Raw genomic sequence first — 19,268 nt, 5'->3', positions numbered from 1 at the left:
CTTTACTTGAACACCAATCGATCTATAAATTGCTCAGCGTGTTTGAAAGCGGCCTTTTCGGCATCGAAAGAACTGATCGCCAGGCAATCTACAACCATTACGTTGATGCATTCTTGCCCGCGAAAAATTTGAAGAGTGCTAAACCAGGAACCGCGAGGAGCTCCTTCATTTGCTTGAATTTGAATATCGTAACCATTGTAATAAATCGTGACGCCCATCTATTACTCCATCTGACTCGCACCTTACAGTCTATCATGATCACCAATCCTGCCCATTTTAAACGTCGCCATGTGGCGAACCATGACGCACCCGCCTACGCGGTAATTCATGAGGTCCACCTCTGCGGCAAAGCCATCACCGCGCGCCAACTATTGAAATATAGGTGCCGCTTCAAATGCATGAAGGCGAGGACATAGCCATGGGCGCATTTTGTGTTTTTGGCGTAAGCCGGTCGGCATGTCTTACGTCCGCTCAAAGGCGGACTCCAGAGCGAGATCCAAAGACTCTGCGGGCCTATTCAATAGGCGAATGGGCATTGCTACGCGATGCTATGGCAGAAAAGCTTTTTAATGAAACCACTCGTTTGACGAAGATCAGTCCGGAATTGGACGCGCCACAATTTTGCAGGGATTGGCTTGCAATTGATCCCGACAACGTGCGCGGCGCGATTATCATGGTTCGCGGACCGAAGATGGATAAGAACGGCAATCCAGTGAAGCGCAACGGAGTTGTTGTTGAGATATGGCTTGAATATGAAGCCGAATGCGCGCGCCGTAACATTCGTGCAGGCATATGAAGCGCTCCTCCATCAAACCCGCTAAACCAGTGGCACGTACGCCATTCAAGCGCACCTCGCCTATGCCCAGCACCGGCGTGCTCTCCGTGCAGTCGCACCAGCGCAAGGCACCGAAGCGCAAAGTTGGCTTGAAGCCCAAAGGACCACGCTCAACGCCAATCCGGCGCGCAGCGCGCGGCCAGGACTGCACGCTGCGCCTGGCCGTCTGCAACTTCGACCCTGACACCACCGTGCTCTGCCACAGCAATTTCCTGGCAGACGGGAAGGGCATGGGTCTGAAGGCTCCAGACACCGCCGCGGCGTTCGGCTGCAGCGCCTGCCACGACGTGCTCGACGGCCGGCGTCCGTGCCCGACTGATCTATCGCTGGCTGGCTTGGAAGTCGCCTTTCGCGCGGCCGTCGGCACCACACACGAAATTTTACGGTCAATGGGCCTGCTCGCTGCAGTTCCCAACGACCAAAAACAAAATATGGAACATACATGACGCGCATTAACTTCCGTGAATTCGTGCTGGGCGCCATGCCTGGTACCAAGGCTGATATTGTCATCAAGTCGGGCGTCAGTCAGGCGGCGGTGCTGCGCTGGGTTCGCCTGCTGCACGCCGAGCGCAAGATTTACATCGCCCGCTGGAAGCCGCACCCGCGCGCTGGCGCCGCCATGGCCGTGTATGCCGTCGGCAACCAGCCAGACGCGCCGTGCGCTCTGTCGCGCCTGAGCAAGCGCCAGATTCGTTTGCGCTTCGAGGCCAAGGCCAAGAAGGATGGTCGCTATGACTCGATGAAGGCACGCTGGCGCACCAAGTACTGGATCCGTAAGGCGGGCGCCGTGGGCGATCCGCTGGTTACTGCACTGTTCGGCGCGGCGCGCACACAGGAGGCTCGCTGATGGGCCGCATTCGCACTGTAAAACCGGAGCTGTTTAAGCATGAGGACCTGTTTGACCTCGAGCAGCAGTCCGGGCTTCCAATCCGCACCGCATTTATGGGCCTTTTCACATGCTGCGACAAGGAGGGTCGCTTTAAGTGGCGTCCGCGCGCGCTCAAGCTCGACATTCTTCCATATGACGAGCTAGATTTTTCACGCGTGCTTGACGCGTTGATGACGCGTGGATTTGTAGTGAAATATGAGGTCGAAGGCGAGTTTTTCGGCTTCATTCCGACGTTTTCCAAGCACCAAGTCATAAATAATCGTGAATCTGACTCGGAATTGCCGGCGCCGGACGAATCCTTATATATATCAATGACTTCGACGCGTGCGGCACGCGTGGATGACGCGACAGGCACGCCCCTTAAGCATGCTCAAGTGGAAGGGAAGGGAAAGGAAGGGAAAGGAAGGGAAGGGGAACAGGAAGGGAAGGAGACTCTTGTCGAGCAAACCCAGCTCGACCCCGTGAAGACGATCTTCGAATTTTGGCAAAAAGTCATGGACTCGCCCAAGTCCGTTCTGGACGACAAGCGGAAGCGCCTGATTGCCAAGGCGCTCAAGGGCTACTCGCCGGCCGACATCTGCAAGGCCATCCGTGGCTGCTCCAAGACGCCGCACAACATGGGCCAGAACGACAGCAAAACGAAGTACAACGGCCTGGGCCTGATCCTGCGCGATGCCGACCACATCGACCGCTTCATCCGCAATGATGCTGGCCAGGCCCGCGCCAGCGCCGGTAGCGAAACGATCGAGCAGACGAATGCCCGAGTGATGCGCGAGTTGATGGGCACGGCGCCGGCCGGCGACGTCATCGACATGGTGCCGGCATGAACACCGCCGACACGCCACGATTCATGCAGTTGCTGGCCGAGACGCTGGCCGCCTACGGCAAGCCCCTGCCCGAGGCCGCAATGGCGCGCGCCTGGTTGGCGAACCTGGAGCGTTACCCGTTGCGCACCGTGGAAGCGGCAATGCAGGCCTACCGCGACGAGAACGGCGAATTTGCGCCGGTACCGGCCGGCATCGCCAAGCGCTGCAAGCTTATGGATGGCCGCCCGGGTGCGGAAGAAGCCTGGGCCATCGCTTTGAGCAGCCAGGACGAAATGGCCAGCGTGGTGTGGACGACTGAGATCGCCGAGGCGTTCCGGATTTGCCGGCCAGTGCTCGACTCTAGCGGCGCCATCAGCGCGCGAAAGCCGTTCCTGGAGGCGTACGAGCGCATCGTTGCCGCGGCGCGCCTAGATCGGCGCCCGGCCGAGTGGCGGGCATCCGTGGGGTGGGACAAGACGCGTCACGTCGAGGTGCTGGGCAATGCGGTGAGGGCAGGGCGGCTGCCGGCGCCGGCCGTGGCGGGCCTGCTGCAGGGCAAGCAGGACCAGACACCGGACGATGCCGCGCGCGCGCAACTTGCCGCGATCAAAAAAATGATTGCTGACGGAGCTGCGGCGAAGGAGGCGTCTCGCTTGCAGGGCGTCGAGCAGCAACGCCTGGCGGACGAGGAATTCAAGCGGTCGACTACCGAGCGTATCCAGCTTTACCTGGCCAGCGGCAGACATGCAGCTGGCCCAGCAAGCGCGAATGCCGCTCAGGATTTGCCAGAAGCACTGCCGCACTGCGCAAGGGCCATGGTCGCTACGAAGTGACTGCCTGGACGCTTACATCGAGTATAGGGGCTGTGGTCGAAATTACGTCGCCAATTGACGGAGGAGCAGTAAATTCCTTTTTTCGTAGATCACGACCATCGCAGCGCAGATAAAGTCGATGTGCGCTTGCAGGCCGATTGCCTTCAATCGATCACCGTTAGCAATGGCAAGTTCGAAAGGGCGCAGTGAGGTGTCGAGATCACGGTAAAGACTGCGAAGTAACCCTTCAGTTTCGTACTGGAGGCCAGCTGACCTGGGGAATGCAAAGGGGGAATTTTTCACCAGAGTTATGCCGGTAGGGTTTCACCGAACTCCAAGTCGAACATGGCCCGTTGTACCGCGTTATCGACTGCTGCTTCACCGCAAGGATAACTGTCCATCGAGTGGGGCGCACGAATAGGAAGTTCACATTCACCTTTGTGGCAAAGGATTCGGTACTGCGGATACCAAACTGACTCCAGTTTGAGAGCTGTGGCTTCTATGGTGAATTTTCCGTACTGGGCGAGGCGGGTAAGTAGGCTGTTGTCCATATATTTCCTTGTTGTTTTTTTAAGTATGGGGCCTGCTTAGCATTAGGTCTGTGCGTTTAACCACACTAAGAATTTGTGGGAAGTCGTAAAGATGCCTCTGCAAGAAAACGCGTTGAAACTTGATATCACTTGCCAACGTTGTCCGCTCGACTCGCACTTGGCTTTTTCGCCTGGGTTCTTATTATTGAGGCATTCAGTAGTGGTAACATGTGCGCTCCTCATCTATTGTTTTCTGTAAAACCTCGTCTCCAACGAAGACTCACCAGATGTCACGCAGGTTCTGTTTTCTTACGTTTGTGATGCCCTAGGGATTGGCACATTCCCGCAGATTTTGAAGACTTTCGTGGCAGTTAAAGGTTTAGGATTTCTTTGCAGCACGCACGTCACTGAGTAAACAATACGGGCATCTGGATTATTTTGAAAGTGTAATAGTGGCAACAACGGACGTATCGACCCTATTCTTCGGCATGACACTAAACTTGTCGATCATGGCGGTGGCGCTCCCCTATTTCATGGGGCGGGTTAATCGTGCGGCCCGGTATGCACAAGCTGGGATCATATTGCAAACGGCGGGCTGGGTTTTCCTGCTCTGTTCAAGCACCTTTGAGCGAGGTGGCTGGGCGGACCAGCTATTGTCAACCATGGCAATGGGCGGCGTTTCGAGCGGTATGGTATTCAACGCTATGGCCTTCCAATTGTGGTATGGCCGTAAGGCGAGTGCTCGCTCTCCCGCTGCCATAGCTGTCCTGATGACAATTGGCTACTGCATTGGTTTTGCCAGTTATCCATTTCGGGTAGGCTGGGCGAACGGCTTGCTTGCATTGCAGATTGCAACCATCATCGTACCCCTCTGCCGTACACCACAGGTAGCTGTCGGACGCTGGCGATGGCTATTGATCATATGCCTCACAGTGCAGATGCTTATACTTGCCGGCCGCGCCGTGCTGGGTGTTTTTTACACGGCTGAGTTTCCCAATTTTTTTGGGCCCTACCTGGTCAATCGGGTGTTCGCCTTGTCATCGAACTCAATGATGATGATGTCTGTGGTGGCTATACTCCTAGCACACCGGGACGAAGTTGCCCGAGAACTGGAGCGGTTAGCGACGCAAGACGGCCTAACCGGCGCATTGAACCGTCGAGCTTGGATATTGCAGTCCGAGATCGACTTGGCCAGCAGTTTGCGATATGAGCAGCCGCTCGGCGTATTGATGCTTGATCTCGACTATTTTAAGCAAATCAATGATACCCGCGGGCATGCCAGTGGTGACAGGGCTCTGCAGGTTTTCGTCACTGGCTTACGGGCTGTCAGTCGGGTCGGAGACGTGTTCTGCCGCTACGGTGGCGAGGAATTCTGCGTGCTACTCAACTGTGCCGACTTTCCTTCGATCATGGCTTACGACGAACGCATGCGGCAGTGGCTGGAGCTGCATGCACTCAACGAACTGGGTTTTAAACTTTCTTACAGCGGAGGTGTCGCCATGCGTATGCACAATGCCGACACCATAGAAAATATGCTTCATCGTGCCGACGTCGCCCTCTACAAAGCCAAATCGCAAGGGCGTGGTTGTACTATCGCCAGCTCGGAAGTACTCCGAGCATAAGTTGGTAGCATTTTAAGTTTGCGCAGTTTCCCGCTGGGTCGCCAAGGACCTCTAAAAAGGTCGCAATCGGTAAGGAAATAGCTATATTTTCCTGCTATCGCTGCTTTAGATCGGAATTTATAAACGGTAGCAACCGGCTAGAAACAGAGATTTGCATTGACGTTAAAAAGTTGATTTTTCCGTTTAGTATTGTTATTGCTACAGACTACTAGAAGCTAAACGCGGAAATTGATTGCCGTATGCAAGTATTTAATAAATTTCACAAAGAATAAAGATGACCTCATCGAAGTTTACACTGCGACTGATCCTGGGTGACCAACTAAACCTCAAACATCGTTGGTTCACGGAAATCGACGATTCCGTCGTATACGTATTGATGGAGATACGGCAAGAGACGGATTATGTACTTCATCATGCACAAAAGATTCTCGCCATTTTCGCGGCGATGCGAGAAATGGCTCGGCAACTACGCGAAGCAGGTCATAAAGTTCACTATATTCCAATTGATGATCCATCTAGTTTACGGTCAATGACTCAGAACATTGATGCACTAATTAATCAATTTAACGCTACTAGCTTCCAATACCAAGCACCTGACGAATGGCGCATTGATCAGCAACTATACGTGCACGGGCGTCGTTCATCAATACCTTGGTTGATGGTCGATAGCGACCATTTTTACACCACGCGCAACGAAGCTGCCGATATATTCACTGGGCGGAAGCAATGGCTCATGGAGTTTTTTTACCGCCAAATGCGTATTGCGCATGGGGTATTGATGGAAGATATTAAAAAGCCAATTGGCGGGCAATGGAACTTTGACCATGATAACCGAAAGCTGTGGCGTGGCACACCGACTGAGCCCATCGATACGAGGACGCTGCACGACCATACCGCATTATGGAAAACTATTGTTGAAGCAGACGTCAAGTCTTTCGGGGCGCCGAAAGCAGCGACGTTTCCTTGGGCGCTAAATCGAGAAGAAGCACTCCGCCAGGTTGACTCATTCATAGCAAATGCACTACCAAATTTCGGCGATTTTCAAGATGCTATGAGTGCCTCTGCATGGCGACTGTTCCATTCATTACTATCATTCGCGCTGAATGTAAAATTGATAAACCCACGTGAAGTCGTCGCTAGGGCAGAGAAAGCATATCATGATGGTCAGGCTCCTTTAGCGGCAGTCGAGGGTTTCATAAGACAGATATTAGGATGGCGCGAATATGTCCGGGGGGTCTATTGGACTCGCATGCCGGAGTACATAGATAACAATTTCTTTGGCCATACCCGTTCATTGCCAAGTTGGTTTTGGAGTGGAAAAACGAAAATGAATTGCCTCTCGAAAGCGATTACGCAGTCGCTTGAGCAAGCACACGCGCATCACATTCAGCGCTTAATGGTAATTGGTAATTTCGCATTGCTCGCTGGATTAGACCCTATTGAGGTACATAAATGGTACCTTGGAATATATATTGATGCTTTTGAGTGGGTTGAACTACCGAATACAGTAGGTATGAGTCAGTTCGCAGACGGAGGACTTTTAGCAACCAAACCGTATGTCTCCAGCGCTGCGTACATCGATCGAATGAGCGATTACTGTAAAAATTGCCACTACGATAAGAAGATTAGAACTGGAGAAAAAGCATGCCCATTCAATTCTTTATATTGGAATTTTTTCGATCGAAACGCCCATCTTTTAAAAAACAACGCTCGTATTGGAATGGCATATCGTCAACTTGATAAAATGGATGAAAAAACAATCTCAGAATTTCGGAATCAAGCAAATACAATGCTGGAAAATATAAATAAATTATAAATCATATTGTATGAGTAAATTTTATTTCCAAGGATGAATAAATATGGTGGCTGGAAATTATTTTTACGAGTTAAAAATTTATTGATTTTGAAATTTTTTCTAGCATCTTGGGATTTCCACTAAAAAAGTCGTCCCTATTGCGTCGTCTGATTTAACGGTGATATTGCCATTGTGTGCAACTGCGATTTGTTTGGCAATGTATAATCCTAGACCAAGGCTGGAACGCGGCCGCTCGTTCTCTGATTCGTCAGATAATTGTACCAATGCATCAAATAATGTTGGTAATGCATCCGTTGGTATTTTCGAGCCAGCGTTATGCACGGTGAAGATGACTCTATTTTCCTCGCCGGAAACTTTAAAGATTATTGATTTTCCTGGTGTGCCATATTGTGCGGCGTTATTAGCCAAATTGGCTAATAATTGCTGAAGTCGCGGTTGATCAAAATGGCCTGATAATTCTCCAGTTGCCTGGAGTTCAAACATTGAAGAGGGATGGGCTGCACTTGCTTCCTCGATGGCGTTTCGAGCGATCTCACGGGCATTACATAGACTTCTTTCTATTGGAATGCCGTCACCTAATTGTGTCCGCGCAAAAGCTAGGAGGTCGTTAACCATGACACTCATAGTTGCGGCGCTTCTTCCAATCCGCTGGCCCATGCGTCGAACCTGCTCATCAAATATACCCTCTCGCGATAGAAAGGCACCAGCCATAGAGGTGACAGCCAACGGACTACGTAAATCATGGCCTAAAATGGCGAGGAAAATGTCTCTTGTTTGATTAACTTTGTCCGAGTACGCTACAGCGGCTTCAGCAAGGGACTGATCCACTGCCTCATTAAAACGAGTTATATCCTGCTGGCTTTTGAGTGTTACTTCGAAAAATTCCTGCCCCCATAGTGCTAGTACGCTTGCACGTAAGGCGCGATATTCTGCAATTAGTTGCAAGAGTGTAAACCCGCTTACGTAGCGCAATCTACCATGCGTTTCTGAAGCGCTCTCCTCCTTCAAGTAGTTGTTGATTAGACCCTGAGATTTCGCCTTGGTTTTTTCTTGACTTTCTATTACTTGTATATCTTTTGCAATAAATTGCAGTATTTGTCTAGCATGATCGCGCAATTCTTTCGGGGACATTTTGTCCGCCACTGCACCAAACGTGGCCGCAAACGCCTCCCATTCGACAAGAATTTGCTCCATGTTCGTAGTGATAAAGTTTGAGATATTCATAGTCAAAGAGGAAGTGAGGGGAAAAAGCTGAAAAATATGCTTTTTTTTAGGGGCTGGAATACGTGAATACAGGTGTTTGTGAAATTTCACCTCCTGTCCAACGGGCACTCCATTGACTTTTCCGAATGAATATTGCCCTAATGAAATTTAACTAAGTCTCATTTCGATATATTGTATCTCCTACTCACCTGAATTCGCTGTTATTTAAGCTATCTTTTATCAGGTAGGAGTACTATGCAGAATAATTGAGTAAAAAATTCTGAAAATCCAGAAAATAATTATGGATGGCTGTCTCTCCTGATATTATTTACTTCATCGTGTAAAGGGCTCGCTACCGTGACAATTTTTTTTCGCCGTTCCTCGTTTGCGCGCCTCTCGACTTCCATATAGTTGTCAAAATAAGCACACCTTGTTGCCCTTAGATTAGCTAGCAATTCCCTTAAGTTAGGTATCGGTCTTCCAGTATTCTGGCTCAATGCGACGGCGTCACTGTGGTCGTGTATCGCATCCATCCAAGCCCTGCGTGTCTCTTCAAGTGTCGTCATGGCCGTATTTTTCTGCAAAAAACAAGTGTATAAGAAATATAAGCATACTATTTTTTCCACAAAAGTATAGTAGGCAACTTCACATTTCCCATCAATTTTGTGTCGAAAGTATTGATCTTTATGTAACTTATTGGCTTTAGATAACGTTGCTGTAGTTCGCTTCAACTGCGCTTGTACAACCCGGTAAGAGTGACAGTAATGTCTGCTTTGGGGCAATTGCGGACGTCGAGTAGAGATTAAGTGTCAGCTAAGGGTGAATTACTAAAACAGTTTGACGGGCTTTTTTGTTCCTTGGGCCGCCGGCTTGCGTTTTGGCAACGGTAGTTCAATTGCTGTGCGTCTTGCAAGTTGTGTTAGCCATTCTCGCTCGTCCCAGAGTTCGCCGTCGATCAGAAAGTACGGCTTTGCTTGAGGGTAGGGTGACGCGTCCTGCAGCATGCCTTGCGCGTTGATCCAGGCGCGGCCCGAGTCCGTCGGTTTGATGAACAACTGGTCGTCGGCGACGATGGCGAACGTTCTGCCGTCGCAATATATCCCGTACTCGCCAAACATCTTCTTCGCACTGAGATTGCCCGCGCCCGCCATCTGGTCAAGCAGAAAATTAACCGTGCTCTGTTGTGAGGCCATGTCGTTCTCCGAGTTAAGCTACAGTGTAGCGCAAGGTTTTTTGCGCTGACGGCCTTTTTTCAGCGGAACGCGGGCAAGGAAGGGAGCGGCGGAGCTAAACTACGGATATCATTTATTTCGCATGACTTACATTGCCATGATACCCCCACTGATCATTCACCGCGGCACCAGCATCACCACACTGTCCGGCAGCCAGTCCGTCGAAACCCATTGTGCACCCGGCCACATTGCTATCCTTGAACAGGGCGATGGATGGTGGCTGTACTTTGTCGACGAGGACGGTAACGTCGACGGCTACGAGAATCCGTTCGCCAGCCATGCGGAGGCATTGTGGGCAGCTAAGGCAGCCGCCGAGTTTAGCGGGGAATGACGCCGGCTTCTTGGCGGCCCATTCCCTGGACGTGTTTGGGGCTGGCGCAAGAGCCAGTACTCGAGACAGAAAGTGCCGATTATGGAGCATGTCGAGCCAACCTTCATGGCTTGAGGTTGGTCTTGCCCCTTGCAAAGACAACTTCTATAAAAACGGGGTAGTTTGTCACTGTTTGGAAACGCCCATTTTCAAATGGACCTATCGCGCCAGTCGACGAGAACGACCCGGTTGATTTCGTCATCATCGCCGTCGCTAAATATGACGGTATTCAACAGGGTTTGTTCATTTGCTCACGCGCTGTACTGCTCGAACGAGGCGTGATTTCGCGCACTGCCTCGGGTGGTAAGCGCGCCCTGCGCTTATATCCACCGTGGAGTGCTACGAACGCGGTTCAGGCGCAGCGCTGGCAGGGCGAATGCTTTGTGGCTGATATGCATCAGTAAAGTATTGCTCGCCTGATGGAGCTTTAACTATGACGCTTAAATTGCTCAGCGGGTACGCCGCCTCCCAAGCTGAGGGGGGGGGCATCGACTACCTTTAGCACTTACTTGATATGGATCAATACGAGTAGCTATATCTGTCGCATTCTACTCAAAAAAGGGAGGTGCTATGTTTGATAATGCCACTGAAAGAACAGTACGACTGATTGCCGCCGGAGTGTATTTAAAAAAAATGCATGGCTTGAGGTTTGCGCGCCTTGTATTGATAGATGCAGGGCTGCGAGAGAGCGTTGTTAGGGCTGCGCTGCAAGATGAAAAGGTATTTCTTGACGCTGTTTTGGCGAAGACTGACTATCAGAATGATCGGCTCCATCTCGAATAAACTAACGGTGCGAAGATGTTCGCCGGTTTTAGCGAATTGAATTTTCCTTTAGAAATGTGGCCACGGACCTCGTATGTGTTCAATTGCGTGGGCACACCATAGATTGTGGAGTAACCTCCATTGGTAATGTGTTTTTAACCTGCTCGAAGCACTATAGTGCGAAGGACTTTTACGATGAAAATCGCTGTATTCAGCTCCCAACCATATGATCGGCGTTTTCTCAATGAGAAAGCGGATCAACGCGATGCTCGTGATGCTGTGGAGCTGCGTTTTCACACAGAATCCTTGTCCTTGCAGTCGGTGTCACTTGCTCAAGGCTGCCAGGCAATTTGCGTCTTTGTGAACGATGTGCTTGATGCTGAAGTGCTGCATGCGCTCGCTCATATAGGTGTCCGCGCAATTTTGCTACGTTGTGCAGGTTTCAATAATCTCGACACGGAAGCCGCCCGACGCTTAGACTTTTTCGTTGCACGCGTTCCTGCTTACTCACCAGAAGCCGTTGCTGAACACGCCTTGGCTCTGACTCTTACATTGAATCGCAGAACCCATCGCGCATATGCGCGGGTGCGCGAAGGCAATTTTGCGCTTGATGGGCTCCTCGGCACCAATCTGCACGGGAAGACTGTGGGCATCATTGGCACAGGAAAAATTGGCTTGGCAACTGCAAGGATTTTTCACGGGTTTGGCTGCCGACTCCTAGGCTTTGATCCTTTTCCCTCTCCAGCATTTGAGGCATTTGGCGAAATGGTTGAGTTGTCGGAATTGCTATCTGAGTCGGACTTTGTCTCCTTGCATTGCCCTCTCACAACGGATACTCACCATCTCATAAATGGTGACACATTAAACCTGATGAAGGAGGGCGCTATGCTGATCAATACGTCGCGCGGCGCTCTCATCGATACCCAAGCGGTGATTGAAGCTTTGAAGGCTCGTCAACTGGGTTCCTTGGCCATCGATGTATATGAGCAGGAAAGCAACCTTTTCTTTGAGGATCGGTCAGGTGACATCATTACCGATGACATTTTCCAGCGCCTGATGACTTTTCCGAACGTGCTTGTTACCGGACATCAAGGTTTCTTTACAATAGAAGCGATGCGGGAAATCGCTGCAACAACCTTCGAGAACTTGTGTGCATATCAGCTTGGCGCGGAGTGTGCAAACCTTGTGCCTGGGACATATTAATGATTTTTTTTTCGCCAAAGTGAGCAGTGCGTCGCTTGCGTTGCTCCTGCGGCTTCCCTCTGCTAGGCGGCTGAAATCCTGTGCTACGATTGTCGAATTCAGACAGGAGTAGAGCATGGGATTTGCTGAAAAGTATGTTGCGTCAATCGGATCGAGCAACCTGATGGACGACGCACAGCACCATCAGACTGACCCGCTGGCCGCTGCGGCGCTTGCCGGCGGCATCGGCGCGCTGCTGTGCCGCGTGAAGTACGCCGACGGCACGCTCAACCGCATGTTCGAGGGCAATCAGCAGAACTTGGCGCAGCTGCTGCGTATTTGGACAGTCGAGGTTATCAAGCGCGCCCGCGCGCGCCGCTGGGTGCCGGAAAACACGGCCTGGGATGCGCAGTCGGCGCAGGCGCTGTATCGGCGTGTGGCCGAGAAGTCGCTGGCGCACTGGCTCGACGGCAAGTGCAAGGGCTGCAGCGGTACCGGCGTCAAGTTGCTGCTGGGGAACGGGCAGTGCACGTCCTGCAAAGGAACCGGCGTGGCGCCAGTGTACGGCGTGGCCGGACTGGAGCTGGAGCGCGTCAAGGATATGGTGAGCGAACTCAGCGCCATTTACGACAGCCATTCCGGGCGCGCAGGGGGGTTGCTGCGTGGGGGCGAACAGTAGCGCTGATATTCTTTAAGCCTGTGTTTACAAACAGTATTTCTGCGGTATACTTCACACCTCAGTTCAAGAAAATTCTTCCGGAAATCGTAATGTGCGCGTCGCGCCGCCGATAGCTGGAACTCGCGACAGTACCCGGACCCAGCGCGGTACCTGCACGCCTTGGATTTATTGTGCATATCAGCATAGCCATGAAAAAAGATAAAAGCCCGTTGAACACGGGCTTTTAACATTGAGAAAATCGAGTACTCTGGACCGGTTGTGAAACAAGACGTCAGAATAGAGGGATCAATGTTGACCTGGCTCGGGAAGGGGTACTTCTTCTTTTCGGGCAGCAATTTCCGCACCAAGTGCAACTAGGTCGATTTTTGCGTTGCGAGCTTTAGGGAACATTTCAGATTCTTCTTCCTGGACGTGGTGATCAATTTGCTCGGAAAGAACTTTGATGTTCGCGTCATAAAGGTCATCGCTCGGCTCCATGGCCAGAATTTGCGCAATCAACGATTTCGCAGAGGCATGTTCGACAGTTGCTTCGTCAATTAGGTCCTCATTTTTTTTACTTGCTTGACGAACGGCAGGATAGAAAATTTCCTCCTCTGCGGTTGCATGTTTTGTTAATTCAAGACAAATTTTTTCTGCAAGCTTTTTTTTTCCAATAAATGCTCGATCACTCAGTGCTTCATACTGTTCAAACAGATCTTTGACGTTTCGATGATCTTGGGTGAGCAGCTCAATCGCGTCGACGCTGTCGGCAGTTGAAGTTGGATTCGTGCTTTGATTGGCATCTGCCTGTGCGCGTTGGGTGGCCATGATCAATTCTCCCAGAAAAGAATGGCGCACTTTTTATACAAGTGCGCCATGATTGCTTAAAATTTACTTGCGATTACCGGTGTTCGATCCCGAGGACTTCGAATCCGAACCACCACTGCTGCCGCTGCCGGTTGAAGATTTACCGTTTTGGTTTCCATCCGATTTGCTACCCGAACTCCCACTACCGCCGGCACTTTGCTGGTTGCCGTCGTTCTTGTGGCTCATTGAGCCAGCTTCTTTGCCTTCCTTTGAAGTGAATTCGTGTGCGTTGCCGGACGCGTGTGCAGCACGTCCGCCTTCAGCAGCGATTTCGCGCTGACGTTCAGGATCCATCGATGCGAACCCGCGATTGCCGGTATCGCTCTGCTCGCTTTGCCCACCTTTTTTGCCCTGGCTCTGTTTATCCTGGCTAGCATTGCTGGACTGATTACCGCTTTTGCCACTATTGCCTTGATCCTTGCTAGAGTTACTCATGATAGTGTCTCCGATTTATGAAAAGGTTACCTTGCTCATCAGTATTGATTTATCCGATGCATTAAGGTGAATTCATATTAAACTCTAGATCGACAAAGCCGCGTGGGGCACGCGGCCGCGCTTGTGTAGGAGAAAACTGTCGCATATTTATTGATAAAAACAATAATTGGCAGATGGAAATTAATTGCTTTTCTCGATCAATTAAGCAATTGACAATTATCTGTTTATTTTTTTAATAATGATTTCTGAGCATTAAAAGTAAGCCTTTGCTAATAAGCGACTACATAGTTTCATAATTACAGTGCGCAATTTTGAAATTCGAAAAGATGACGAAGAGAAAAACGTGCGGGGTAAAGACGTTTGATGGAATGCGCCCAATGCCGCCGTGTGAATTTGCCGACCCGCTGAATAATCGGTACATGCCCGCGCCCGAGGTGCTCAAATGGGCACGCGCAACCATTCTCACCGAAGGCGGCGCGCTCTATAACGAGGACCACGCGCACTTGGAATATGCCGACGTGCAGTTCCTGTGGGCGCCCATGGGTTTCGTGAAGGCAGGCCGCACCGTGCTGGGCGAGTGCGAAGAAGTGACGTTCCGCTGCGGGCCGTGGCAGAAGGGCCGCCAGCAACAGCAGATGGTCGACTGGTTCGGCGCGGTGCCGGATTTCCTCATCACCTTGGACGCATCGTATTGCCTGACCTGCAGCGACGCCGAGTTCTGCGCGCTGCTCGAGCACGAGCTGTATCACATCGCCCAGGAGCAGGACGAATTCGGCGCGCCAGCTTTCAACAAGTACGGGCTGCCGAAGCTGTGCATGCGCGGCCACGACGTCGAAGAATTCGTCGGTGTGGTCCGCCGCTACGGCGCAAGCGAGGACGTGCAGCGCATCATCGACGCAGCAAAGACAGCGCCAGAAGTGGCGAAAATCAACATAGCGAGGGCGTGCGGAACCTGCCTACTGAAGGCCGCGTAGGCTTTACGCTGGCTTTACCGGAAGGCAACTATGGCAGCACTACGAGACGAAGTGAAGCAGTTCATCGTCCAAGCGCTGGCCTGCTACGACACGCCGACGCAGGTGGCGAAAGCGGTAAAAGAGGAATTTGGCCTCGATGTCCTCCGCCAGCAGGTGGCGTGCTACGACCCGAACTGCTACGTCGGGCGCAACCTCAGCCTGAAGTGGCGAACGATTTTCAACGACACACGCACCAAGTTCCGCGAGGATACGGCGGCCATCCCGATTGCCAGCCGCGCCTTTCGTTTGCGCGCGCTGGCCAGGATGGCGCAGCAGGCCGAGGGCATGCGCAATATCGCGCTGGCCGTCGCCGTGATTGAGCAGGCCGCCAAAGAAGTGGGCGACGTGTACGTGAACCGCCGCCTTGATGCGCCGAAAGCACCAGGTGATACCGGCGAAGGCATGCCGGTCGCGCCTGAATACATATTGAAGCCCGATGAAGACCTCCCCGACAGCCCGATTCTCTGAAGGGCCCGTCGCGCTGACGCCGAAGCAGGCGAACATTTATTGCTGGGGATGGCAAAAGAAGGCACGCTTCCGCGATGCGGTGTGCGGCCGGCGCTTCGGTAAGACGTTCCTGGGCAAAGCCGAGATTCGCCGTGCTGCGCGCCTGGCCGCCGAGTGGAACGTCAGCACTGAGGACGAGATCTGGTATTGTGCGCCGACGTTCAAGCAGGCGAAGCGCGTGTTCTGGAAGCGCCTCAAGCAGGCTATCCCGCCCAGCTGGCGCGCCGGGAAGCCGAACGAGACGGAATGCTCGATTACCACCAAGGCGGGCCACGTCATCCGTATTGTCGGGCTGGATGCCTACGACAACCTGCGCGGCTCCGGCCTGTTCTTCGCGCTTGTCGATGAATGGGCCGATTGCGTGTACGCCGCGTGGGAGGAGGTGCTTCGGCCGATGCTGTCGACCTGCCGCTTCGTCATCAACGGCGAGGAGCGGGTTGGTGGACATGCGCTGCGCATCGGCACGCCGAAAGGCTTCAATCACTGCTACGACAGTTATCTGGACGGCCAGGGCCGTGAGCCTGACCACAAAAGCTGGCTGTACACGTCGGTCGACGGCGGCAACGTCCCGGCCGAAGAGATCGAAGCCGCGCGGCGCAAGATGGATCCGCGCACGTTCCGCCAAGAGTATCTGGCAAGCTTCGAGAACTATCAGGGCGTCATTTACTACTGCTTCGATCGGCGCCGCAACCATACCGACGACACGGTCAAGCCGGGCGACGCGCTGCATATCGGCATGGACTTCAACGTCGGCAAAGGCGCCGCGGTTGTTTTCGTGATTCGCGACGACCTGCCGCGCGCTGTCGATGAATTCATGGAGGTGTTCGACACGCCGGCCATGATCGAGAAGATCGAGGCGCGTTACAAGCAGGCCGGCCAGCAGCACCTGATAACGATTTATCCGGATGCGTCCGGCCAGAACCGTAAGAGCAGTGGTGCCAGCGAATCAGACCTGTCGCTGCTGCGCGCCGCTGGCTTCACGGTAGTGGTCGACCATGCGAATCCTGCGGTGAAAGACCGGATCAACAGCGTCAACGCGATGCTGTGCAACACCTACGACCAGCGCCGCATGCTAGTCAATGCCACCAAGTGCCCAAAATACACGCTCAGCCTGGAGCGTCAGATTTATGACGACAAGGGAGAGCCGGACAAGAAGGGCGGCTTTGACCACGCCAATGATGCCGGCGGCTACTTCATCACCAAGCGCTGGCCAGTGACGAGTCGCACGACCACCACAGCGCCGCTGCGCATGTAACAACGAGGATTTCCATGACCGACGCCGTACGCAAACAATCAGCCGAAGCCGCAAAGCTGAACGAGGATTGCGCGCTGATCGCCGCGCTGCTGGGCGGCACCAAGACCATGCGTGCCGCCGGCAAGAAATATCTGCCGCAGTGGCCGGGCGAGGATAGTGCGAGCTACGACCTCCGTTTGGCCGTCGCAACGCTGTTTCCGGCCTATGCCCGCACCATCGACGTGCTGTCGGCCAAGCCGTTCAGCAAGCCGGTGACGCTGGGCGAAGACGTGCCGGAACGCTTGAAGCCTTGGCTGCAAAATGTCGACCTGTCCGGCCGCGACCTGCATAGCTTCCTGTCTGAGATCACCCAGGAGGCGATGGGCTACGGCTTCGCCGGCATCCTGGTCGACTTTCCCAAGGCTGACAACCTGGTGACGAAGGCCGACGAGCAGGCCGCAGGCGTGCGCCCGTATTTCGTCCAGGTCCACGTGCAGAACGTCCTGGGCTGGCTGCCGAAAAATGCGACCAGTCTAAACGGGCTGACCCAGTTGCGGCTGCTGGAAAGCGTGTCCGAGCCGAATGGCGACTTCGACACCAAGGAAATTGAGCAGGTGCGCGTGTTGGGGCGCGGCACCTGGCAGATCTGGCGCCAGCGCGAGGCAGGTAGCAAGAAGGAATGGGCGCTGTTCGAGGAAGGTGTCACGAGCCTGAAAACTATCCCCTTCGTGCCGGTCTACGGCAAGCGCCTGGGCTACATGCAGGCCACGCCGCCGCTGCTTGAGCTGGCGCACAGCAACATCGAGCACTGGCAGAGCAAGAGCGACCAGCAGAATATCCTGCACGTCGCGCGCGTCCCGATCCTGTTCTCCAAGATGCTGGGCGAGGGCGGCATCACGGTCGGCGCCGGGACGGCAGTGAAGTCGGATTCGCCAGAGGGCGACCTGAAATTCGTTGAACACGGCGGGAAGGCCATTGAGGCAGGCCGCCTGTCCATCCTCGACCTGGAAGACCGCATGCGCCAGGCCGGCGCTGAACTGCTGGTGATCAAGCCCGGCAACGTGACCGAATCGCAGACCCTGGCCGACAACGAACAGGGCGCATGCGCGCTGCAGAAGATCGCAGGCAATGTCGAGGACGCTGGCGACCAGGCGCTGCAGTTCATGGCTGAATGGGTGGGGGAGGGCGAAGGCGGTCACATCACCATTTTCAAGGACTTCGGCGCCGCGTCGCTGGCTGAGGCCAGTGCAGAGCTGCTGTTCAAGAGTGCTACCGGCGGGAAAATCTCGGGCGAAACGTACTTCAACGAGCTGCAGCGCCGCGGCATCCTGTCGCCGGATCTGGACTGGGAAACGGAGCAGGAGCGCATCCAGTCGAGCGGGCCTGACCTGACGGGGGGTTAGATGGGCGCGCTCGAAGAGTGGATTGCCGAGATGTTTCTCGTGCATTCGCTGAACCTGCTGCGCTTTTCGGCTGACGTGCAGGGCAAGATCGTTGCGCTGATGGGTGCCATGTCGAAGGAGCTGGCTGCCAAGCTGGGCGAGGGGGAGGTGTCGAGTTATGGCAAACAGCGGCTGGCCGCGCTGCTGCGGGAATCGAACGCTGTCATCGCCTCGCATTACAGCGGCATGGAAGCGGAAGCCATGCGCAACCTGTTGGGTATGACCCGCATCGAGGCTGACTACACCGCCAAGGTGCTGACCCAGGGCCTCAAGATCGAGCTGGGCGCCAAGCTGCCGCCAGCGACCTACCTTGAAAAGCTGGTCGGCGACACGCTGATCAAGGGCGCCTCGTCTGCCAACTGGTGGAAACGCCAGGCGCTCGACACGCAATTCCGCTTCGCCAGCCAGGTCCGGCTCGGCGCGGCACAGGGTGAAACGACCTCGCAGATCGTGGCGCGCGTCGTCGGCACCAGTGCCAAGGCCGCCGGCGGCGATGCGGAGGTCATGCCCGGCATCCTGAAGACGTCCGAACCGAACGCTCGCGCGCTGGTGCACAGCTCGGTGCAGGCCGTGGCCAATGCCGCGCGCCTGGCCAGCTTCCATGAGAACGCGGATCTGATCGAGTGCCTGGTGTGGCTGGCCACGCTGGATTCACACACCTGCCTGCTGTGCGCCATGCGCGATCTGCGCGAGTACTCGCTGGACGACCAGGAGCCGATCAATCACACCCACGAGTGGGCGGGTGGGCCGGGCGGCATTCACTTCAGCTGCCGTTGCGTGCTCAGCACGCGCACCAAGTCATTCAAGGACCTGGGCATCGAGCTGGACGAGCCGGGCGAGAGCACGCGGCCCAGCGACGGCGGCCCAGTCAGCAGCAAATTGAATTTCGCCAGCTTCCTGGCCAGCAAGGACAAGGCCTGGCGCGCCGAATACCTGGGCCCGGGCCGCGCCGAGATGTACGAGGCTGGCAAAATCACGCTGAATGACTTGATGAACCTCAAGGGCAGGAAGCTGACGCTGGAGCAGCTGCAGGCGAAGTACAAATAGAATTTT

At 53.9% G+C, this 19,268-nt stretch carries 23 protein-coding genes and 1 pseudogene; 17 read left to right on the top strand and 7 right to left on the bottom strand.

The features are described from left to right. Nucleotides 1–2: 2 nt before the first annotated feature. Entirely contained in the window at nucleotides 3–218 is a 216-nt protein-coding gene (locus ACZ92H_RS13070) for a hypothetical protein (RefSeq protein WP_465049706.1), read from the bottom strand. Between the two features lie 332 nt (nucleotides 219–550). Here ACZ92H_RS13070 and ACZ92H_RS13065 point away from each other — a divergent pair, with 332 nt between their 5' ends. Genes ACZ92H_RS13065 through ACZ92H_RS13045 form a run of 5 tightly spaced genes read left to right on the top strand, consistent with a single transcriptional unit; the run spans nucleotide 551 to nucleotide 3,363 of the window. Beyond that, on the top strand, nucleotides 551–796 hold the full coding sequence (locus tag ACZ92H_RS13065; RefSeq protein ID WP_465049705.1) for a hypothetical protein: 246 nt from the start codon (nucleotides 551–553) through the stop codon (nucleotides 794–796). Beyond that, entirely contained in the window at nucleotides 793–1,281 is a 489-nt protein-coding gene (locus ACZ92H_RS13060; protein ID WP_465049704.1) for a nuclease domain-containing protein, read from the top strand. Before ACZ92H_RS13065 ends, ACZ92H_RS13060 begins: the two co-directional genes overlap by 4 nt. Further along, entirely contained in the window at nucleotides 1,278–1,682 is a 405-nt protein-coding gene (locus ACZ92H_RS13055; protein WP_465049703.1) for a hypothetical protein, read from the top strand. The genes ACZ92H_RS13060 and ACZ92H_RS13055 overlap by 4 nt, the downstream gene beginning before the upstream one ends. After that, nucleotides 1,682–2,551 (top strand): hypothetical protein, encoded by an 870-nt coding sequence (locus ACZ92H_RS13050; protein WP_465049702.1) that lies wholly within the window; start codon nucleotides 1,682–1,684, stop codon nucleotides 2,549–2,551. The genes ACZ92H_RS13055 and ACZ92H_RS13050 overlap by 1 nt, the downstream gene beginning before the upstream one ends. Then, nucleotides 2,548–3,363, top strand: coding sequence for a hypothetical protein (locus ACZ92H_RS13045; protein ID WP_465049701.1), 816 nt, complete (start codon nucleotides 2,548–2,550; stop codon nucleotides 3,361–3,363). The genes ACZ92H_RS13050 and ACZ92H_RS13045 overlap by 4 nt, the downstream gene beginning before the upstream one ends. Nucleotides 3,364–3,405: 42 nt before the next feature. Here ACZ92H_RS13045 and ACZ92H_RS13040 read toward each other — a convergent pair whose 3' ends face one another. Continuing rightward, nucleotides 3,406–3,645, bottom strand: a complete 240-nt coding sequence (locus ACZ92H_RS13040; RefSeq protein WP_465052358.1) for a hypothetical protein — start codon at nucleotides 3,643–3,645, stop codon at nucleotides 3,406–3,408. 5 nt (nucleotides 3,646–3,650) lie between these two features. Then, nucleotides 3,651–3,893, bottom strand: a complete 243-nt coding sequence (locus ACZ92H_RS13035; RefSeq protein ID WP_465049700.1) for a hypothetical protein — start codon at nucleotides 3,891–3,893, stop codon at nucleotides 3,651–3,653. 431 nt (nucleotides 3,894–4,324) lie between these two features. On the opposite strand from ACZ92H_RS13035, the gene ACZ92H_RS13030 reads away from it, so the two are divergent. After that, nucleotides 4,325–5,494 carry a GGDEF domain-containing protein gene (locus ACZ92H_RS13030; RefSeq protein ID WP_465049699.1) on the top strand — a complete coding sequence of 390 codons (1,170 nt, stop codon included), beginning with the start codon at nucleotides 4,325–4,327 and terminating at the stop codon, nucleotides 5,492–5,494. 274 nt (nucleotides 5,495–5,768) lie between these two features. Then, nucleotides 5,769–7,310, top strand: a complete 1,542-nt coding sequence (locus tag ACZ92H_RS13025; protein WP_465049698.1) for a cryptochrome/photolyase family protein — start codon at nucleotides 5,769–5,771, stop codon at nucleotides 7,308–7,310. A 99-nt stretch (nucleotides 7,311–7,409) separates the two neighbouring features. On the opposite strand, the gene ACZ92H_RS13020 is transcribed toward ACZ92H_RS13025, so the two are convergent. Both ACZ92H_RS13020 and ACZ92H_RS13015 read right to left on the bottom strand, forming a co-directional pair. Further along, nucleotides 7,410–8,624, bottom strand: coding sequence for an ATP-binding protein (locus ACZ92H_RS13020; protein ID WP_465049697.1), 1,215 nt, complete (start codon nucleotides 8,622–8,624; stop codon nucleotides 7,410–7,412). Between the two features lie 716 nt (nucleotides 8,625–9,340). Next, entirely contained in the window at nucleotides 9,341–9,706 is a 366-nt protein-coding gene (locus ACZ92H_RS13015; RefSeq protein WP_465049696.1) for a TfoX/Sxy family protein, read from the bottom strand. A gap of 121 nt (nucleotides 9,707–9,827) precedes the next feature. Here ACZ92H_RS13015 and ACZ92H_RS13010 point away from each other — a divergent pair, with 121 nt between their 5' ends. The 5 genes and pseudogenes from ACZ92H_RS13010 to ACZ92H_RS12990 all read left to right on the top strand — a co-directional run bounded on the left by ACZ92H_RS13010 (nucleotide 9,828) and on the right by ACZ92H_RS12990 (nucleotide 12,738). After that, a complete protein-coding gene (locus tag ACZ92H_RS13010) occupies nucleotides 9,828–10,076 on the top strand; it encodes a hypothetical protein (protein WP_465049695.1) in 249 nt (82 codons plus the stop codon). Nucleotides 10,077–10,249: 173 nt separating this feature from the next. Beyond that, nucleotides 10,250–10,519 (top strand): annotated as a pseudogene (locus tag ACZ92H_RS13005) (MepB family protein); the annotation flags it as partial. A 166-nt stretch (nucleotides 10,520–10,685) separates the two neighbouring features. Continuing rightward, on the top strand, nucleotides 10,686–10,898 hold the full coding sequence (locus tag ACZ92H_RS13000; protein ID WP_465049694.1) for a hypothetical protein: 213 nt from the start codon (nucleotides 10,686–10,688) through the stop codon (nucleotides 10,896–10,898). Nucleotides 10,899–11,072: 174 nt separating this feature from the next. Then, a complete protein-coding gene (locus tag ACZ92H_RS12995; RefSeq protein ID WP_465049693.1) occupies nucleotides 11,073–12,080 on the top strand; it encodes a 2-hydroxyacid dehydrogenase in 1,008 nt (335 codons plus the stop codon). 115 nt (nucleotides 12,081–12,195) lie between these two features. Next, entirely contained in the window at nucleotides 12,196–12,738 is a 543-nt protein-coding gene (locus ACZ92H_RS12990) for a hypothetical protein (RefSeq protein WP_465049692.1), read from the top strand. Between the two features lie 285 nt (nucleotides 12,739–13,023). Here ACZ92H_RS12990 and ACZ92H_RS12985 read toward each other — a convergent pair whose 3' ends face one another. Together ACZ92H_RS12985 and ACZ92H_RS12980 are read right to left on the bottom strand one after the other, a co-directional pair. Next, nucleotides 13,024–13,545, bottom strand: coding sequence for a hemerythrin domain-containing protein (locus ACZ92H_RS12985; protein WP_465049691.1), 522 nt, complete (start codon nucleotides 13,543–13,545; stop codon nucleotides 13,024–13,026). 63 nt (nucleotides 13,546–13,608) lie between these two features. Beyond that, a complete protein-coding gene (locus ACZ92H_RS12980; protein ID WP_465049690.1) occupies nucleotides 13,609–14,019 on the bottom strand; it encodes a KGG domain-containing protein in 411 nt (136 codons plus the stop codon). Between the two features lie 326 nt (nucleotides 14,020–14,345). Here ACZ92H_RS12980 and ACZ92H_RS12975 point away from each other — a divergent pair, with 326 nt between their 5' ends. Genes ACZ92H_RS12975 through ACZ92H_RS12955 form a run of 5 tightly spaced genes read left to right on the top strand, consistent with a single transcriptional unit; the run spans nucleotide 14,346 to nucleotide 19,262 of the window. Next, nucleotides 14,346–14,993, top strand: coding sequence for a putative metallopeptidase (locus tag ACZ92H_RS12975; RefSeq protein ID WP_465049689.1), 648 nt, complete (start codon nucleotides 14,346–14,348; stop codon nucleotides 14,991–14,993). A 30-nt stretch (nucleotides 14,994–15,023) separates the two neighbouring features. Beyond that, nucleotides 15,024–15,500: a DUF2280 domain-containing protein gene (locus ACZ92H_RS12970; RefSeq protein WP_465049688.1), complete on the top strand. Its 477-nt coding sequence runs from the start codon at nucleotides 15,024–15,026 to the stop codon at nucleotides 15,498–15,500. Then, on the top strand, nucleotides 15,469–16,794 hold the full coding sequence (locus ACZ92H_RS12965; protein ID WP_465049687.1) for a phage terminase large subunit family protein: 1,326 nt from the start codon (nucleotides 15,469–15,471) through the stop codon (nucleotides 16,792–16,794). Before ACZ92H_RS12970 ends, ACZ92H_RS12965 begins: the two co-directional genes overlap by 32 nt. A gap of 14 nt (nucleotides 16,795–16,808) precedes the next feature. Continuing rightward, a complete protein-coding gene (locus tag ACZ92H_RS12960) occupies nucleotides 16,809–18,176 on the top strand; it encodes a DUF4055 domain-containing protein (protein WP_465049686.1) in 1,368 nt (455 codons plus the stop codon). After that, entirely contained in the window at nucleotides 18,177–19,262 is a 1,086-nt protein-coding gene (locus ACZ92H_RS12955; RefSeq protein WP_465049685.1) for a hypothetical protein, read from the top strand. Nucleotides 19,263–19,268 lie beyond the last annotated feature (6 nt).

The sequence above is a fragment of the Janthinobacterium foliorum genome (genome assembly GCF_978021625.1).
This window is presented reverse-complemented; position numbering and strand designations above follow the sequence as displayed.

What these genes read in the sequence shown, in the direction of transcription:
- ACZ92H_RS12965 (WP_465049687.1), top strand. Translation starts at nt 15,469, where the DNA reads ATGAAGACCTCCCCGACAGCCCGATTCTCTGAAGGGCCCGTCGCGCTG.
- ACZ92H_RS13070 (WP_465049706.1), bottom strand. Translation starts at nt 218, where the DNA reads ATGGGCGTCACGATTTATTACAATGGTTACGATATTCAAATTCAAGCA.
- ACZ92H_RS13055 (WP_465049703.1), top strand. Translation starts at nt 1,278, where the DNA reads ATGACGCGCATTAACTTCCGTGAATTCGTGCTGGGCGCCATGCCTGGT.
- ACZ92H_RS13015 (WP_465049696.1), bottom strand. Translation starts at nt 9,706, where the DNA reads ATGGCCTCACAACAGAGCACGGTTAATTTTCTGCTTGACCAGATGGCG.
- ACZ92H_RS12990 (WP_465049692.1), top strand. Translation starts at nt 12,196, where the DNA reads ATGGGATTTGCTGAAAAGTATGTTGCGTCAATCGGATCGAGCAACCTG.
- ACZ92H_RS13060 (WP_465049704.1), top strand. Translation starts at nt 793, where the DNA reads ATGAAGCGCTCCTCCATCAAACCCGCTAAACCAGTGGCACGTACGCCA.
- ACZ92H_RS13050 (WP_465049702.1), top strand. Translation starts at nt 1,682, where the DNA reads ATGGGCCGCATTCGCACTGTAAAACCGGAGCTGTTTAAGCATGAGGAC.
- ACZ92H_RS13025 (WP_465049698.1), top strand. Translation starts at nt 5,769, where the DNA reads ATGACCTCATCGAAGTTTACACTGCGACTGATCCTGGGTGACCAACTA.
- ACZ92H_RS12960 (WP_465049686.1), top strand. Translation starts at nt 16,809, where the DNA reads ATGACCGACGCCGTACGCAAACAATCAGCCGAAGCCGCAAAGCTGAAC.
- ACZ92H_RS13065 (WP_465049705.1), top strand. Translation starts at nt 551, where the DNA reads ATGGCAGAAAAGCTTTTTAATGAAACCACTCGTTTGACGAAGATCAGT.
- ACZ92H_RS13045 (WP_465049701.1), top strand. Translation starts at nt 2,548, where the DNA reads ATGAACACCGCCGACACGCCACGATTCATGCAGTTGCTGGCCGAGACG.
- ACZ92H_RS12995 (WP_465049693.1), top strand. Translation starts at nt 11,073, where the DNA reads ATGAAAATCGCTGTATTCAGCTCCCAACCATATGATCGGCGTTTTCTC.
- ACZ92H_RS13035 (WP_465049700.1), bottom strand. Translation starts at nt 3,893, where the DNA reads ATGGACAACAGCCTACTTACCCGCCTCGCCCAGTACGGAAAATTCACC.
- ACZ92H_RS12970 (WP_465049688.1), top strand. Translation starts at nt 15,024, where the DNA reads ATGGCAGCACTACGAGACGAAGTGAAGCAGTTCATCGTCCAAGCGCTG.
- ACZ92H_RS13000 (WP_465049694.1), top strand. Translation starts at nt 10,686, where the DNA reads ATGTTTGATAATGCCACTGAAAGAACAGTACGACTGATTGCCGCCGGA.
- ACZ92H_RS12975 (WP_465049689.1), top strand. Translation starts at nt 14,346, where the DNA reads ATGACGAAGAGAAAAACGTGCGGGGTAAAGACGTTTGATGGAATGCGC.
- ACZ92H_RS13010 (WP_465049695.1), top strand. Translation starts at nt 9,828, where the DNA reads ATGACTTACATTGCCATGATACCCCCACTGATCATTCACCGCGGCACC.
- ACZ92H_RS12985 (WP_465049691.1), bottom strand. Translation starts at nt 13,545, where the DNA reads ATGGCCACCCAACGCGCACAGGCAGATGCCAATCAAAGCACGAATCCA.
- ACZ92H_RS12980 (WP_465049690.1), bottom strand. Translation starts at nt 14,019, where the DNA reads ATGAGTAACTCTAGCAAGGATCAAGGCAATAGTGGCAAAAGCGGTAAT.
- ACZ92H_RS12955 (WP_465049685.1), top strand. Translation starts at nt 18,177, where the DNA reads ATGGGCGCGCTCGAAGAGTGGATTGCCGAGATGTTTCTCGTGCATTCG.